General features: G+C 53.0%; 20 protein-coding genes. 9 read left to right on the forward strand and 11 right to left on the reverse strand.

From position 1 onward, the window contains the following. The first annotated feature begins 108 nt into the window (after positions 1-108). Both ABLU50_RS18625 and ABLU50_RS18630 read left to right on the forward strand, forming a co-directional pair. Positions 109-915 (forward strand): AraC family transcriptional regulator, encoded by an 807-nt coding sequence (locus ABLU50_RS18625; RefSeq protein WP_023317929.1) that lies wholly within the window; start codon positions 109-111, stop codon positions 913-915. Between the two features lie 83 nt (positions 916-998). Next, positions 999-1,361, forward strand: a complete 363-nt coding sequence (locus ABLU50_RS18630) for a cupin domain-containing protein (protein ID WP_012542212.1) — start codon at positions 999-1,001, stop codon at positions 1,359-1,361. Between the two features lie 54 nt (positions 1,362-1,415). Here ABLU50_RS18630 and purB read toward each other — a convergent pair whose 3' ends face one another. From purB to rluE, 5 genes are read right to left on the reverse strand one after another with little or no spacing between them, the layout of a single operon-like run. Next, a complete protein-coding gene (gene purB, locus ABLU50_RS18635) occupies positions 1,416-2,786 on the reverse strand; it encodes an adenylosuccinate lyase (protein WP_087832963.1) in 1,371 nt (456 codons plus the stop codon). Between the two features lie 3 nt (positions 2,787-2,789). Continuing rightward, positions 2,790-3,431, reverse strand: a complete 642-nt coding sequence (gene hflD, locus ABLU50_RS18640) for a high frequency lysogenization protein HflD (RefSeq protein WP_004140557.1) — start codon at positions 3,429-3,431, stop codon at positions 2,790-2,792. A 54-nt stretch (positions 3,432-3,485) separates the two neighbouring features. After that, positions 3,486-4,592 (reverse strand): tRNA 2-thiouridine(34) synthase MnmA, encoded by a 1,107-nt coding sequence (mnmA, locus tag ABLU50_RS18645; RefSeq protein ID WP_012542211.1) that lies wholly within the window; start codon positions 4,590-4,592, stop codon positions 3,486-3,488. A 56-nt stretch (positions 4,593-4,648) separates the two neighbouring features. Continuing rightward, positions 4,649-5,107, reverse strand: coding sequence for an NUDIX hydrolase (locus ABLU50_RS18650; protein WP_004150802.1), 459 nt, complete (start codon positions 5,105-5,107; stop codon positions 4,649-4,651). A 16-nt stretch (positions 5,108-5,123) separates the two neighbouring features. After that, on the reverse strand, positions 5,124-5,774 hold the full coding sequence (rluE, locus tag ABLU50_RS18655) for a 23S rRNA pseudouridine(2457) synthase RluE (protein ID WP_087832964.1): 651 nt from the start codon (positions 5,772-5,774) through the stop codon (positions 5,124-5,126). A 240-nt stretch (positions 5,775-6,014) separates the two neighbouring features. Between rluE and icd the strand changes: the two genes are divergently transcribed. Then, positions 6,015-7,265 (forward strand): NADP-dependent isocitrate dehydrogenase, encoded by a 1,251-nt coding sequence (icd, locus tag ABLU50_RS18660; RefSeq protein ID WP_004150800.1) that lies wholly within the window; start codon positions 6,015-6,017, stop codon positions 7,263-7,265. Positions 7,266-7,382: 117 nt separating this feature from the next. On the opposite strand, the gene ABLU50_RS18665 is transcribed toward icd, so the two are convergent. The 5 genes from ABLU50_RS18665 to ABLU50_RS18685 all read right to left on the reverse strand — a co-directional run bounded on the left by ABLU50_RS18665 (position 7,383) and on the right by ABLU50_RS18685 (position 9,875). Beyond that, positions 7,383-8,510, reverse strand: coding sequence for a site-specific integrase (locus tag ABLU50_RS18665; protein ID WP_043875519.1), 1,128 nt, complete (start codon positions 8,508-8,510; stop codon positions 7,383-7,385). Further along, positions 8,491-8,736, reverse strand: a complete 246-nt coding sequence (locus ABLU50_RS18670) for an excisionase (protein ID WP_012542206.1) — start codon at positions 8,734-8,736, stop codon at positions 8,491-8,493. Before ABLU50_RS18670 ends, ABLU50_RS18665 begins: the two co-directional genes overlap by 20 nt. A gap of 52 nt (positions 8,737-8,788) precedes the next feature. Then, the gene (locus ABLU50_RS18675) at positions 8,789-9,136 is read right to left on the reverse strand and encodes a 3'-5' exonuclease (RefSeq protein WP_308148991.1); all 348 of its coding nucleotides are present in this window, start codon (positions 9,134-9,136) and stop codon (positions 8,789-8,791) included. 157 nt (positions 9,137-9,293) lie between these two features. Next, positions 9,294-9,638: an Rrf2 family transcriptional regulator gene (locus ABLU50_RS18680; RefSeq protein ID WP_014228879.1), complete on the reverse strand. Its 345-nt coding sequence runs from the start codon at positions 9,636-9,638 to the stop codon at positions 9,294-9,296. A gap of 42 nt (positions 9,639-9,680) precedes the next feature. Then, positions 9,681-9,875 (reverse strand): DUF1482 family protein, encoded by a 195-nt coding sequence (locus ABLU50_RS18685; protein ID WP_039103071.1) that lies wholly within the window; start codon positions 9,873-9,875, stop codon positions 9,681-9,683. Between the two features lie 389 nt (positions 9,876-10,264). On the opposite strand from ABLU50_RS18685, the gene ABLU50_RS18690 reads away from it, so the two are divergent. Continuing rightward, positions 10,265-10,579 (forward strand): hypothetical protein, encoded by a 315-nt coding sequence (locus ABLU50_RS18690; protein WP_072041814.1) that lies wholly within the window; start codon positions 10,265-10,267, stop codon positions 10,577-10,579. Between the two features lie 329 nt (positions 10,580-10,908). On the opposite strand, the gene ABLU50_RS18695 is transcribed toward ABLU50_RS18690, so the two are convergent. Then, positions 10,909-11,292 carry a helix-turn-helix domain-containing protein gene (locus ABLU50_RS18695; RefSeq protein WP_014228883.1) on the reverse strand — a complete coding sequence of 128 codons (384 nt, stop codon included), beginning with the start codon at positions 11,290-11,292 and terminating at the stop codon, positions 10,909-10,911. A 101-nt stretch (positions 11,293-11,393) separates the two neighbouring features. Between ABLU50_RS18695 and ABLU50_RS18700 the strand changes: the two genes are divergently transcribed. The 5 genes from ABLU50_RS18700 to ABLU50_RS18720 are packed head-to-tail and all read left to right on the forward strand — an operon-like array spanning position 11,394 to position 14,081. Then, complete coding sequence (locus tag ABLU50_RS18700) at positions 11,394-11,618, forward strand: helix-turn-helix transcriptional regulator (RefSeq protein WP_023328112.1); 225 nt, start codon at positions 11,394-11,396, stop codon at positions 11,616-11,618. 2 nt (positions 11,619-11,620) lie between these two features. After that, positions 11,621-12,175, forward strand: coding sequence for a toxin YdaT family protein (locus ABLU50_RS18705; protein WP_043875517.1), 555 nt, complete (start codon positions 11,621-11,623; stop codon positions 12,173-12,175). Positions 12,176-12,219: 44 nt separating this feature from the next. Further along, positions 12,220-13,239 carry a DnaT-like ssDNA-binding domain-containing protein gene (locus tag ABLU50_RS18710; protein ID WP_071839092.1) on the forward strand — a complete coding sequence of 340 codons (1,020 nt, stop codon included), beginning with the start codon at positions 12,220-12,222 and terminating at the stop codon, positions 13,237-13,239. Next, positions 13,151-13,696 (forward strand): replication protein P, encoded by a 546-nt coding sequence (locus ABLU50_RS18715; protein WP_225608971.1) that lies wholly within the window; start codon positions 13,151-13,153, stop codon positions 13,694-13,696. The genes ABLU50_RS18710 and ABLU50_RS18715 overlap by 89 nt, the downstream gene beginning before the upstream one ends. A 13-nt stretch (positions 13,697-13,709) precedes the next feature. Beyond that, positions 13,710-14,081 (forward strand): hypothetical protein, encoded by a 372-nt coding sequence (locus ABLU50_RS18720; protein WP_323083901.1) that lies wholly within the window; start codon positions 13,710-13,712, stop codon positions 14,079-14,081. Positions 14,082-14,131 lie beyond the last annotated feature (50 nt).

The following is a 14,131-nucleotide window of genomic DNA, read 5'->3' on the forward strand; positions in this document are numbered from 1 at the left end:
TTCAGCAAACGCCCAGCGGCTGGGCGCGGCAGTGAGCGGGTTGGTGATGTTAATTTTTTGTGTAATAGTGCTCGAATCCTCCCTCAAGAACGCCGCAGGTTATTCATTATGTCTCAGCAGCAGAGCGCGGATTGGGTCAGGCTGGCGCAATCGCCCAGCCGCACGGAACGCATCGAAGCCTTCTTCGGCGGCCACGGCTACGAGCCGCACCGGCATGACACCTACGCCATCGGCCAGACGATCGCCGGCGTGCAGAGCTTTCACTATCGCGGCGGGCTACAGCACAGTCTGCCCGGCGGGACGATGGTCCTTCACCCGGACGAAATACACGATGGCGAGGCGGGCACCGAGGCGGGGTTTCACTACCGCATGGTCTACATTGAGCCAGCGCTGATCCAGAAGATACTCGGCGGCAGGCCATTGCCGTTTATCCCCGGCGGCCTGTCGGCGGATCCACGGCTAGGTCGCGCCGTGCAGCCGCTGTTGAAAGCGGTCACGGATACCTTCGAGCCGCTGGAGGAAGAAGACGCCCTGTACGACCTGGCGCAGACCCTGGCCGTGGTCGGCGGGCAGCGTTCCCGTCGCCAGGCGTTTGATTATCAGGCGGCGGAGAGGGCTCGGGAGTATATCCATGCCTGTTTTATGCAGGATATGACCCTCGACACCCTGTCGCAGGTCAGCGGCCGGGACCGCTGGAGCCTGAGCCGTGATTTCAGAACGCTGTACGGCACCAGCCCGTGGCGCTACGTCATGATGCGCCGGCTCGATTTTTGTCGCCAGCGGATGCGCACCGGGGAGCGTCTGGTGGATATTGCCGCTGACGCGGGGTTTGCCGACCAGAGCCACATGACGCGCCAGTTTATCAGCCGCTTTGGCCTCTCTCCGGGGCGCTGGCTGCGGGCGATCCGCGGCTAAGGCGGCGCAGGTTGCACAATCGTTCAAGCGTGAACGCGGCGAGGCGAACTATGCTGACTGCCTTTATCACAAGGAGACAGCCTATGTATCAACTCGTTAATCTTGCTCAGAAATTTTCCCTGTTCAGCGAACAATGGCAGCCCAAAGTGGTGGCCGAAATGAATGACTATCAGTTCAAGATCGTGCGCATCGCCGGCGACTTTATCTGGCACAGCCACCCGGAAACCGATGAGACGCTGATGGTGGTGGAGGGGGTATTGCGCGTGGACTTCCGCGACGGACATGTGCTGGTGAAGGCCGGGGAGATGATCGTCGTGCCGCGCGGGGTGGAACATAAGACCTCGGCGGAGACGGAAGCGAAGCTGATGCTGATTGAACCGCGCGGGGTGTTAAATACCGGCCACGAGGGCGGCGAGCGGACGGCGGTGAACGACGTTTGGATCTGAGCGCTTTCCGGCGATAAAAAACCCCTCTTTCCGGCGGAAAGAGGGGCAGGGCGATTACTTCAGCTCGTCGACCATGGTGGTTGCCCGACCGATATAGTTGGCCGGGGTCATCGCTTTGAGACGCACTTTTTCCTCTTCCGGCAGGGCGAGGCTGTCAATAAACTGCTTCATCCCTTCCGCATCAACGCGTTTGCCGCGGGTCAGCTCTTTCAGCTTCTCGTACGGTTTTTCGATACCGTAACGACGCATCACGGTCTGGATCGGCTCAGCCAGTACTTCCCAGTTGTGATCCAGTTCATCCAGCAGGCGATCCTGGTTCAGCTCCAGCTTGCTAATCCCTTTGAGGGTGGACTGATAGGCGATCAGCGCATAGCCGATGCCCACGCCGAGGTTACGCAGGACGGTGGAGTCGGTCAGGTCGCGCTGCCAGCGGGAAACCGGCAGTTTGCTGGCCAGGTGCTGCATGACCGCATTGGCCAGGCCGAGGTTGCCTTCGGAGTTTTCGAAGTCAATTGGGTTCACCTTGTGCGGCATGGTGGAGGAGCCGATTTCCCCGGCGATGGTCTTCTGTTTGAAGTGGTTGAGCGCGATGTAGCCCCACACGTCGCGATCGAAGTCGATCAGAATGGTGTTAAAGCGCGCGATGCAGTCAAACAGCTCAGCGATATAGTCATGCGGCTCGATCTGGGTGGTGTACGGGTTCCACTGAATGCCCAGCGAAGTGACAAACTCTTCGCTGAACTGATGCCAGTCGACTTCCGGGTAAGCGGCGATGTGGGCGTTGTAGTTACCCACCGCGCCGTTGATTTTACCAAGGATTTCCACCTGGTTCAGCTGACGGAACTGGCGCTCCATACGGTAGGCGACGTTGGCCATCTCTTTACCCATGGTGGACGGCGTTGCTGGCTGGCCGTGGGTACGGGAGAGCAGCGGCACATCGCGGTACTGGGTCGCCAGATCTTTTACCGCGTCAATCAGTTTGCGCCAGTAAGGCAGAACCACTTCGTCGCGGGCGGTTTTCAGCATCAGCGCGTGGGAGAGGTTATTGATGTCTTCGGAGGTACAGGCGAAGTGAATAAACTCCGACACGGCGTGCAGTTCGGCGATGTCAGCGACTTTCTCTTTCAGAAAGTACTCTACCGCTTTCACGTCGTGGTTAGTGGTGCGCTCAATGGTTTTGATGCGCTCGGCGTCTTCGACGCTGAAATCGGCGACGATTTTGTCAAGGAAACCGTTTGCGTCGGCAGCAAAAGCAGGAACTTCCTTGATCGCTGCGTGGGCGGCCAGTTTTTGCAGCCAACGTACTTCCACCTGAACGCGGAATTTCAGCAAACCGAATTCGCTGAAGATACCGCGCAGCGCGCTGACTTTATCGCCGTAGCGGCCGTCTACAGGGGAAACGGCGGTCAGTGAGGATAATTCCATAGATCACAACTCCGGAGTTAAATGAGCAAGAATTTGCTTTGCCTGGTTAACCAGACGATTACGGGAAAACATAAGCTGCAGACGTCCGCCGCCCACCTGATGCCAGAGCACCGCGGCGCGAATACCCGCCAGCAGCGCTGAGCGAACTTTCGCCTGCACCTGCGGGCTTTGCAGCACGGCAGGGGAGCCGGTTACCTGAATACGCGGGCCCAGCGGGCTTATCACGTCGACATAGATGCCCGCCATGGCGCTGAGCAGCGTTTCGGACTGCAGGTCAAAGTGCTCCAGCTGACGATGCAGGCCAGCGATGCGGTTGCCGAGCGTGTCCATCGCCCCTTTACTGGCGGCGAGCTTGCGCTCCAGCACCATCAGGCTCAGGGTATAGCGGGTGAGTTCCGCATTGAGACCCTGACGGCTGCTGGTATTGAGCACCCCGAGCAGCGTTTCAAGGCCGAGGCGAAGATTGGCTTCACTGCCACCGAACACCGCCAGCGTCGACTCGGGATCGAGGTCGATGATGCTGTTCAGCGACACATGCAGGGCATCGCTGTCGCAATGTCCCTGATGCGCCAGTTGCTGAACCAGTCGCGCCGCCTGGCAAACGCCAGCCAGCGCCAGGGTGATGTCATAGTAATTCTTCGCCACACATACTCCTTGTCAGCCGCCGGGGCGGTTCGTCCCGGCGGAAATAACGCGCGTTCAGGACTGCAGAGGCAGTCGTTGTTCAATAATTCCGCCGCCCAGACACACTTCACCCAAATAGAATACCGCGGACTGGCCCGGTGTCACTGCCGCGACCGGCTCATCGAAGCGGACTTCGATACGGTCTTCATCCAGCGCGGTAACGGTGCAGGGGATATCGGTCTGGCGATAGCGGGTTTTCACCGTGCAGCGCAGGGTGCCCTGCAGCGGTTCACGGTCAACCCAGTGCAGCTGTTGGGCAATCAGACCGACGGACATCAGGCGCGGGTGGTCATGGCCCTGGGCGACGATAAGAATATTATTCTCAACGTCTTTATCGACCACGTACCATGGATCTTCGCTACCCTCTTTGGTGCCGCCGATACCCAGCCCTTTACGCTGGCCCAGGGTGTGGTACATCAGCCCCTGATGGGTACCGATCTCCTCGCCGTCGACGGTGAGGATTTTGCCCGGCTGCGCCGGCAGGTAACGGCCAAGGAAATCGCGGAATTTACGCTCGCCGATAAAGCAGATGCCGGTGGAATCTTTTTTCTTCGCGGTGATCAGATCCAGCTCTTCGGCGATCTTACGCACCTGCGGTTTTTCCAGTTCACCCACCGGGAACAGGCTCTGGGCAATCTGCTCGTGGCTAAGGGTATAAAGGAAGTAGCTCTGATCTTTATTGCCGTCGAGTCCGCGCAGCAGCTGGCTTTTACCGTCGACATCGGCGCGGCGCACATAGTGTCCGGTGGCGATGTAGTCGGCGCCGAGGTCTTCGGCAGCAAACTCGAGAAAGGCTTTAAATTTGATCTCTTTATTGCACAGAATATCCGGGTTCGGCGTGCGGCCGGCTTTGTACTCTTCCAGGAAGAGCTCAAAGACGTTATCCCAATATTCGGCGGCAAAGTTAACGGTGTGCAGTTCAATGCCCAGCTTATCGCAGACCGCTTGCGCATCGGCAAGGTCGGCGGCGGCGGTGCAGTATTCCTCGCCGTCGTCTTCCTCCCAGTTCTTCATGAACAGGCCTTCCACCTTATACCCTTGCTGCAGCAACAGGTACGCGGAGACCGAGGAGTCGACGCCGCCGGACATGCCGACGATCACTTTTTTCTGGCTTTCTGACATGGAAATACTCGCTACATTGAACTTCGAGGCGGCGTATTCTAGCACGCGCTCACCGTTCATTCACCCCCTGTGAACGGCCAGTTAAAGGCGCCAATCAGCGACAGCGGCTGCCGCGGGTCCTGCAGGTAGCAGCGAATGCTTTCGGCAACCAGCGGCGAGCGCAGGTTTGGCGCGTTAAGAATTTCCTCAGCACTTAGCCACAGGCAGCGATCGATATCGCTGTCGTGCGGTTCAGTGGCGCACAGATCGCTAAGTTCGATAGCGAACAGGAAGCGCAGAAACGGGGTGTTATCGGGAGCCAGCCACTGATGCATGCGGATGAAGTGCTGCGGCGTGGCGCGAATGCCGGTCTCCTCCCACAGTTCACGTTCGGCGGCCTGCAGTAGCGTTTCATTGGCCTCGAGATGGCCCGCCGGCTGGTTCCACAGTGCTTTGCCGTTAATGGTTTCTTCGACGATGAGAAATTTATCCTGGGCGTGAACCACGCAGGCAACGGTGACATGAGGTTTAAACATCGCTTTTCCTTTTCAGTTATTCGGCTTTGCGCCAGTCGCCGTTGGCCAGTCCGTCGAGCGTATAGCCGCCCATGGCGTAGCGGATCAGACGCAGGGTGGGGAAGCCGACGTGGGCGGTCATCCGGCGCACCTGGCGGTTGCGTCCCTCGTAGAGCGTAATTTTCAGCCAGCGGGTGGGAATCGATTTGCGCTCACGAATCGGCGGGTTGCGCGGCCACAGCCAGACGGGTTCCTCCACAAGTTCTACGCCGGCAGGCAGGGTGGGGCCGTCGTTGAGGGTGACGCCGCCGCGCAAGGCGGTCAGCGCCTCGGGCGTGGGTTCGCCTTCCACCTGAACATAGTAGATCTTGCCGGTGCGCTTACCCGGCTGGGTCAGCTTCGCCTGCAGCGCGCCGTCGTTGGTCAGCACCAGCAGGCCTTCGCTGTCGCGATCGAGCCGACCGGCAGCATAGACGCCCGCCACCGGAATAAAATCTTTCAGCGTGCTGCGCCCGGCCTCGTCGGTAAATTGCGGCAACACATCATAGGGTTTATTGAACAAGATCACAGTTTTTGGCTGGCGTTCTTTACGTTGTCTGGTGACTTGTTGTGTGCTGAATCGCTCAACGCGATGTTTTCTAAATGAAGTTTTCTGCATGGTATTTTCAGGCTCTATCAATTGCCGCATTATAGCCTAATTACGAATGCCTTTCATGGACGCAAACATTCAGGTAGTATTGACATGCTCATTACAAATTATTAACAAAAAATTGCTCAAACCGATTCGCACTACAGGCAGGAAGGCGACACGGACGCGATAGCTCCGGTTAGCGGGAAGACCCGGTACTCCGAAGCTGGCCGACTCAGCCAACACCAGGCTCGCGTGAAGAGGGAAGAGCAGAACCAGAAGCGCTCGAAGGAGAGGTTAATGGAAAGCAAAGTAGTAGTTCCGGCGGAAGGTCAAAAAATCACCCTGCAAAACGGCAAACTGAACGTCCCTCACAATCCGATTATCCCGTTCATTGAAGGTGACGGTATCGGCGTTGACGTTACCCCAGCGATGCTGAAAGTGGTTGATGCCGCCGTTGAGAAAGCCTATAAGGGCGAGCGTAAAATTTCCTGGATGGAAGTTTACACCGGTGAGAAATCGACCCACGTCTATGGCCAGGATGTCTGGCTGCCAGCTGAAACCCTCGATCTGATTCGTGACTACCGCGTTGCTATCAAAGGTCCTCTGACTACCCCAGTCGGCGGCGGCATTCGTTCCCTGAACGTGGCGCTGCGCCAGGAGCTGGATCTCTACGTCTGCCTGCGTCCGGTACGTTACTACCAGGGCACCCCGAGCCCGGTTAAGCACCCGGAACTGACCGACATGGTTATCTTCCGTGAAAACTCCGAAGATATCTATGCAGGCATCGAGTGGAAAGCCGACTCTGCTGAAGCAGACAAAGTGATCAAATTCCTGCGCGATGAGATGGGCGTGAAGAAAATTCGCTTCCCGGAACATTGCGGCATCGGCATCAAGCCGTGCTCTGAAGAAGGCACCAAACGTCTGGTTCGTGCAGCCATAGAGTATGCGATCACCAACGATCGTGATTCCGTCACTCTGGTGCACAAAGGCAACATTATGAAGTTCACCGAAGGCGCGTTCAAAGACTGGGGCTACCAGCTGGCTCGCGAAGAGTTCGGCGGCGAGCTGATCGACGGCGGCCCGTGGGTGAAAATCAAGAACCCGAACACCGGTAAAGAGATCGTGGTAAAAGACGTGATCGCCGACGCCTTCCTGCAGCAGATCCTGCTGCGTCCTGCGGAATACGACGTTATCGCCTGTATGAACCTCAACGGCGACTACATCTCTGACGCGCTGGCGGCACAGGTTGGCGGTATCGGTATCGCCCCGGGCGCCAACATCGGCGACGAGTGCGCGCTGTTCGAAGCGACTCACGGTACTGCGCCGAAGTATGCTGGCCAGGACAAAGTGAACCCGGGCTCCATCATCCTGTCCGCAGAGATGATGCTGCGCCACATGCAGTGGTTCGAAGCTGCAGACCTGATCGTCAAAGGCATGGAAGGCGCTATCGCTGCCAAGACCGTGACCTATGACTTCGAACGTCTGATGGAAGGCGCTAAACTGCTGAAATGTAGCGAGTTTGGTGACGCGATTATCGCGAACATGTAATCTGGCCCCCAGATTATGTCAGAACGGGAACCTGTTGGTTCCCGTTTTTATTATTAGTTTTCGAACGGTTATCAAAATTTTATCAAAACAAGTTATCAAAACCCCTCCCGAAAAAACTCATAAGGCCACAGTTGTCCACCCCTTCCCTCGATCATCATGGTACCTATCCGTTTGTTGTTGAGTTTTATGTCCAAGTAAATCTTTCGTGTTTATACCCTGGGCTTTATATAACCGCTCGGAAAGCGATCTTTGTTCATGGAAAGTTGCCGGTGTACCTTGTCCCCAGTCAATATCTGCACTGTCTCTTGCCTTGCTGAAATTCATGGTCAGTGTTCTGGGTTTCACCTGTGCTCCTCGCTCAGCCTGTGAGGTGGTTCTAAAGAAATGAACCAAATAAGGGCTTACTGCATAATCCCGGCAACGACTGATTACATCTCGGAGGCTCCAGTTGATTGCGTTGCAACGCAGAGCTAATGGTATAGCGATTTTGCTTCCGGTTTTCTCTTGCTCAACGTGTAGATGATCGTCCCAGATGTCTGAGAATTTCATACGGGATATATCACCTAGTCGCTGTCCTGTTACTATGGCTAAAAGCATGGCGTTCCCCATGTATTTGTGATTTTCATCGGCTATATCAAAAATCTTTTGCCATTCCTCAAGAGTGAGGCGCTGGCGAGTGATCTTTCTACGAGGTTGTTTAGTTGCTAGTGCAGGGTTATAACCAGGAGGTACTTCTCCCGCATGCTGAGCTTCTTTAAAAACATCTATTAGGACAGAGCGGATGACCTGAGCCATTCTGGGTTGTCCCTCCGCTAAATATTCATCAAGAATTTGCGCAACATCTCGAACATTGACAGCGGATATTAATTTCATTCCTACCCGCTCCTTAAGCAGAGATACTGGTTTTGCTTTTTGTTTGATAGTGTTTTCTTTAATATCTCCGGACTTTAATCTTTCCTGCTGAATCTTCCAGTAACGTTCAAGCCAAGTGTTAGTTGATATTGATTTTCCTGAGCTGGCGGAAATTCTGTCAGTGATTGCCATTATCTGGCGGGTTTGTTGTTCCGCCAGTCTTTTATTTGCTTCAATAGCTATTGCCGTGGCCTCTGCTTCATCTGTTCCTAGACTATGAAACTTACCAGTTATCGGGTGCTTATAACGCCAGTATACTTTATTAACCTTTCTACTGAAGAGCGGGTATAAATTTGGAATAGATATATTATTTTTACGTGGTCTGGCAGCCATCGTTCAAAATCCTCTGCAAAAGAACAGGGTCGCTTTTCTTTACTACAGGAGTGGTCAATGTACCGACCAACTCAGCATCCTCCCTGACGCGCCAGAATCGACCTTCTTTTTTGGCTGGGGGAGAAAACATATTCTGTTTAGCATAATTCCTGAGAGTGGAAACACTTGGAGGATTGCTTCTGTATTTCTCGTTTGCCCACTCTTCAAGGGTTAACATCTGGAGCATATGTTTTACCTCATTATGGCCCATTGCTGGGCCAGTATCTGAAAATAAAAAATCAGTCTTGCATCAATTTTTGCAGCACCTGATTGCCGGTAATTATTCGCTGCCAGATCGCTGATACATAGCGGGCCTGATGAATAGCATCAGCGAGGGCATTGTGACGAGACCCTTCAAACGGGATCGTTGTTTTGGGGTCGAAGCTAATGACCTGGCCGAGCTCTAACATTGTTCGTACGTCCCGATCGTTCCAGTATTCCCACGGATAATCTTCAGCAATGCAATCGTAAGAAGAACGCAGAATAGAGTTATCGAATTTTGCGCTCGGCGCGAGAATCGGATTTAGCAGAGAACCAGCAGAAGAGACTTTTCGCTTCGTTTGCTTTTGCCTTAGCTTTAATGAGATACGGGTAGTTGTTCATTGCGTTTGGGCTCCTTTGGATTGTAAGATACCCGGCAGCTGATGGCAGCCGCCCTGGTGGTGGTCATTGGTCAAAACTCGATTCCGGAAAGCTTTGGTCGGCTGACCGGGTACTTAACCCGCCTTGTGCGGGTTTTGTGCTTTATGGGGCTGGCGAATCGCCCCGCAGCAGCTGCGATACGCGAACGTCGTCAAGCGCTCGCAGGATAGGCTCAAAAGTTTTATGGGCTGGCAGTTTAGATACCGCAGTGATCACTTCTGTAACGGTGATGTCATCACCGCGGGGGCTATAACCACCACCTGGGCCACGCTGTGAAATTACCAGGTTACCCGCCCGCAGCTTTTTGAAGATCTGCTCAAGGTATGAAGTAGACAGCTTTGACTCTTTACTGATGGCCGTCAGTGAAACAGGCGAGCCGTCATAGAGCTTATTCAAAGTGGCGGCGGCCTGGACAGATGCCAGAACGCGTTTCATTCCAAATTCCATAATCACTTCTCCGGCCGTAATGGCCATTGGTCAAAACTCGATTCAAAAACTCACTGCAGGCTGTTGGTCGTCAGCCATTTTTTGTGCATTTCGGTAGGGGAGGCACTGGCCCTGTACTTTTTGTTCATCGGCGTTGCTGTTGCAACTGGCCTCTGATGGATAAACACCGATCAGAACATCAGAGCATTCACCAGTGAGAGCACATACGCTGATGACAAGGGCAAACAGGGTATTCATGCCTCAGCCTCAGGGTTTCCTTTCTGCGCCAGCAAGTAACACAGCTGGCGTAGTCTCACCTCGAACCAGTTCAGGTGGGTCGCCTGGTTGCCGGTAGGTACTCGGGCAAAATCCTTCATAGTTATCTCCAGTTAACTCAGTATTAGCATGTGGTTTTGCAATGCGGCGCCGGGTGCCTCCCGGTGACGGCAGCCAGTTAACAACTACCGCCGACAACTTTTTCCCCACAACATGTGAATAACCGCCATGTTTATTTTTTAACTGTGCCGCGTGCGCATAGCCGCATTCACCGCATTGCAAAACCTACTAGTCGTGATGCCTGTCTTTTCACCACTTCAGGCTCGGTGGTATTCTTGGCGCTCTCACACAGCCAAATAAAAGAGAGCAAAATGTCTCGTAGCCCTATACCTGTCTTCTGGTACGAAAATCCCGCTCACTATGAAGGATTCCAAAAAATCCTTTCAGATGCTTACGTCCTTCCCTTTGACTACCACGACTGGCGTATCCGCACCGATAGCATGGTGGAGCGCTACGAAAACAGCGGTATCCAGGCTGTGAAGGTGGTAGCCAGCACTTACGATTTCATCACCTGGTGCCAGGCCCATGGACGTGATATCAGTACCAAAAGCTGCAATGATTACGCGGTCTCCGAATCGGGCCTCCAAATCCTGCGCGACAGAGAGTTTGATTGGGGAGACGAGTAAAAAGTAAATTTTCCCTATCTTGGATATATCTATTCTCATAGTGATGTCCTATCTCATGCCTGTAACGCCGGCCGGCGGAACGTTTAAACCTGCTGCGAATTCTTCTTGTCGTCATCTCATCCGGTGTTTCGTATGCCGCCGGCAGCTACTTCGTGGGCTTCCTGCCTCGATGACCCATACTGCTTTGTGTGTTTTGAAGTTTCACATGTCGTGAAATTGTTGTCAATACAAAATGTGAAATCAAAATTACTCATTTTGTGTAATTTATTGGTAAGTGTACAAAAAAACCGGCTCAAGGCCGGTTATGCAATGCTTATTTTTTGATTGAGTTAGGTGGGGTTGTATCTTCCGCGTAGGTATTTTTCTACATACTCATCAATTTCTTTAAGTCTAAGCTCAAAGGTATCGATCATGCGTTCCTGTTCAGCTTCAGGCAATTGATTGAATAGGGAAAGAACCCTTTTTTGTTTGTCTGTTAACCAGTTCGATGGATCACTTTGTTCGCCAAATAAAATCATAACGGGCGTGGTGCCTAATGCTTTCGCTAAGGACAATGCATCATCTACACCAACGTTTCGATTGCCATATTCATAATTGGCGACACGCGACGCCCCAGACCAGCCACATAATTTCGCAAGCTGCCCTTGGCTCATTCCTTTCTCAGTTCTTAGCGCCTTGATGCGCTCACCGATTTCTTCAGCAAGTGTCTTCATACCCTCACTTTATCACGAAGAGTGAATATTGGGGATTCACGTTTTGTATTGACAGATATTTCACGATGTGTGAACATTGTTTTACACAACAGGAGAACTGTATGAACTACATTTCGCATTTACGGAAAAAAGCCAACATTTCGCAGCAAGCCTTGGCTAAAGCGGCTGGTTGGAACCAACCTCGGTTAGCCAACTATGAAAAATCCTTACGCGTTCCAAGCCTAGCTGATTCTCGTCATATCGTGGCCGCACTTAATACGTTAGGGGTTAGTTGTTCGCTTGATGATGTATTTCCTCCAGAACCCTCAAATCCTAGGGAGAAATAAAAATGCAAACCATCTCTTTTGAAAATTATACCCAAGACATGGCGGTGCAACTGAAAACCAAAAATCACTATTCGCTGATGCGCCGCGATCGCCAGAAGTGTAGGGCTATTTTTGCCGCTGTTCAGGAATGGGAATCTTCATTACCTGGTCGCGCGCAGGAGCTCGTCGCAAAGCTGGTGGCCGAACAGTGGGAGAAACAAAACGGTCGCGGCATCAGCGTTAATAAACAAAATCTGTACCGCTACCTGAAAAACGAATCTGGATCAGAGAAGTACGCCAGTTACGTCATGCAGCTTTCAGGAGCGATCGCTGATGCAATGCCTATTGAGATTGCGCGCAAACACGGATTGAAACGTGGGTTGACTGAAAGCGAGCTGGTGGCTCAAGCAATTAAAGAGTGTAGCGAAGCGCACCAGGCAAAATTGCTTGGCGCTCCGTTACAAAAGTTAGAGCGTGAAATTCGGGAGGCAGCAATTGCACTTTTTAACATGCTACCTGCAGATGCGGCGGGACCACTACTGGCGAGCATAAGCGCCGTAGCGCCACAGTTTTTTTAATCGAGTTTTGACAATGAGTACCGTACAGAAAATAGGGGGGCTTCATGAGCATTGATGCAATGCGATGGGCCAAAAAAGTCAAGACAGGGAAGTCCTCTGCAAAAGCTGTTCTGACCTGGATGGCCGACATGTGCGGAGCTGATCTCTGTGCTTTTCCATCCATTCCTGCGCTGGCTGAAGCAACTGAGCTGGATAAGAAAACGGTCCAGTCGAGCCTGCAGTATCTGGTTTCGATCGGGCTTATTGAAGATACAGGTGAACGGCGTGGAAAGACTAAACAAATCCCGGTTTACAGGCTTCTTGGTGTGGAAGAAAGCGTTGCCGAAATTGAACACACCCAAAAACGGGAACATTACCAAAAACGGGATCGTTTAAACACACCCGAAAACGGGGTTGTTACAGCAGAAAAGGCACCCGAAAAAGGGACTGTTTCCTGTACACAAAAAAAACAAACGATCCCGTTTTTTCCGTCAAACGATCCCAAAAACGGGATCCGGAATCTACCAGAGGAACCAAAAGATATAACCCCCACACATAGGGTTTTGGTCGGACCAGTTGTGCCTGACTATCCGAATCAACCGGGAATAGTTCCTGGTGAAACACAAGCATTCGGAAAATTTGCGATGTATTTCGGATGGAAACCTTCCGAGGATTTTCCCCGACTGGCAACGATTTGGGGAATGCCATTAAGACCGGGGATAAATCTTGCGGCCGAGTTGAGCAGTTTCATCGCGTACTGGCAGGCTGAAGGCAGGGCGTTTCACCAGGTCCAGTGGGAGCAAAAACTAGCAAGACATCTTAACCGTGCGGAAGTCCGCCAGAAAAAACCAGTGAATGGGGTTAACGATCATGTGGGAGTACGAGCAGAGCCAGCAGCATCCAGAGCTGTTCAACAGATTCGAGCCGCCCGAGAGCAACGGTTGCGAGTTGCAGGCACAGACGGCCGTAGAAACGGCGTGGCGCTTATGGGAAGTGATGGGCGAAATCTTTTCGAACCGATGGATCCTGAAGAACGGAGAGGAACCATCAGAACTCTGGATCGCTCAGATTGGGTCGATGAGTGAAGCCCAGATTACGCTGGTTTGCCGGCAGTGCATGGAGCGTTGCGCCGCAGGCAGCACATGGCCGCCGGATCTTGCTGAGTTCGTTGCGCTGGTGTCTGCCAGCGGTGCTAATCCATTCAATCTGACATCCGATGCAGTGATGGCGGAGTACAAACGCTGGAGAAACGAGTCTTACCGATATTCGGGAAGCGACAAATACCCATGGAAACAGGATGTTCTGTATCACATTTGCATTGAGATGCGCAGAACTGGAGTTGAGAGGAACCTGACGGAGGGAGAGCTGAAAAAACTGGCAGAAAACTTACTCACGAAATGGACCAAACACCTGGCTAACGGGTTTTCGATTCCCCCGATTCGTCGGCAGTTGGCAGCACCGAGGCATCCAGCAGGGCCGACGCCAGCGCAGGTTCTGATGGAAGAGTACAAACGCCGCAAGGCGGCAGGTTTAACCAAGTAAACGAGTTTTGACCATGACCAAACAATCAAAAACCAAAGTAACCAAAGCGCAGATGGTGCTTGCCATCGTTAGCCGGACGCCAGAATGCGTCCTGCAGGATGTCTGCGATGCACTCGACTTGCAAGCCAGTACAGCAGGTAACACGCTGCGGCAGCTACATGCCGCGGGAAAACTCCATCGTACTCATAACGGCTGCCAGTATGTCTATCGAGTGGTTTCAGGCATTGAGGTTCCAGATGTTGCCCTGCTGCAGGCTGCAACACAATTATCTGAAGAGGATGTAAAAAAAGTCCAGGGCGCGTTGTCTCTGGCTAAGGCGCTGGAAGACAAAAAGCTGTGGCGCCGGGGTTCGACTGTTTACACATCGATGCTTGGTATGACGTAAGCGTACAGCGTGAACCGTCTGGTCATAATCTGAAGCATCCGACAAAGTGG

The sequence above is a fragment of the Klebsiella sp. GG_Kp173 genome (assembly GCF_040062415.1).
GTDB classification, from domain to species: Bacteria; Pseudomonadota; Gammaproteobacteria; order Enterobacterales; family Enterobacteriaceae; genus Klebsiella; species Klebsiella quasipneumoniae.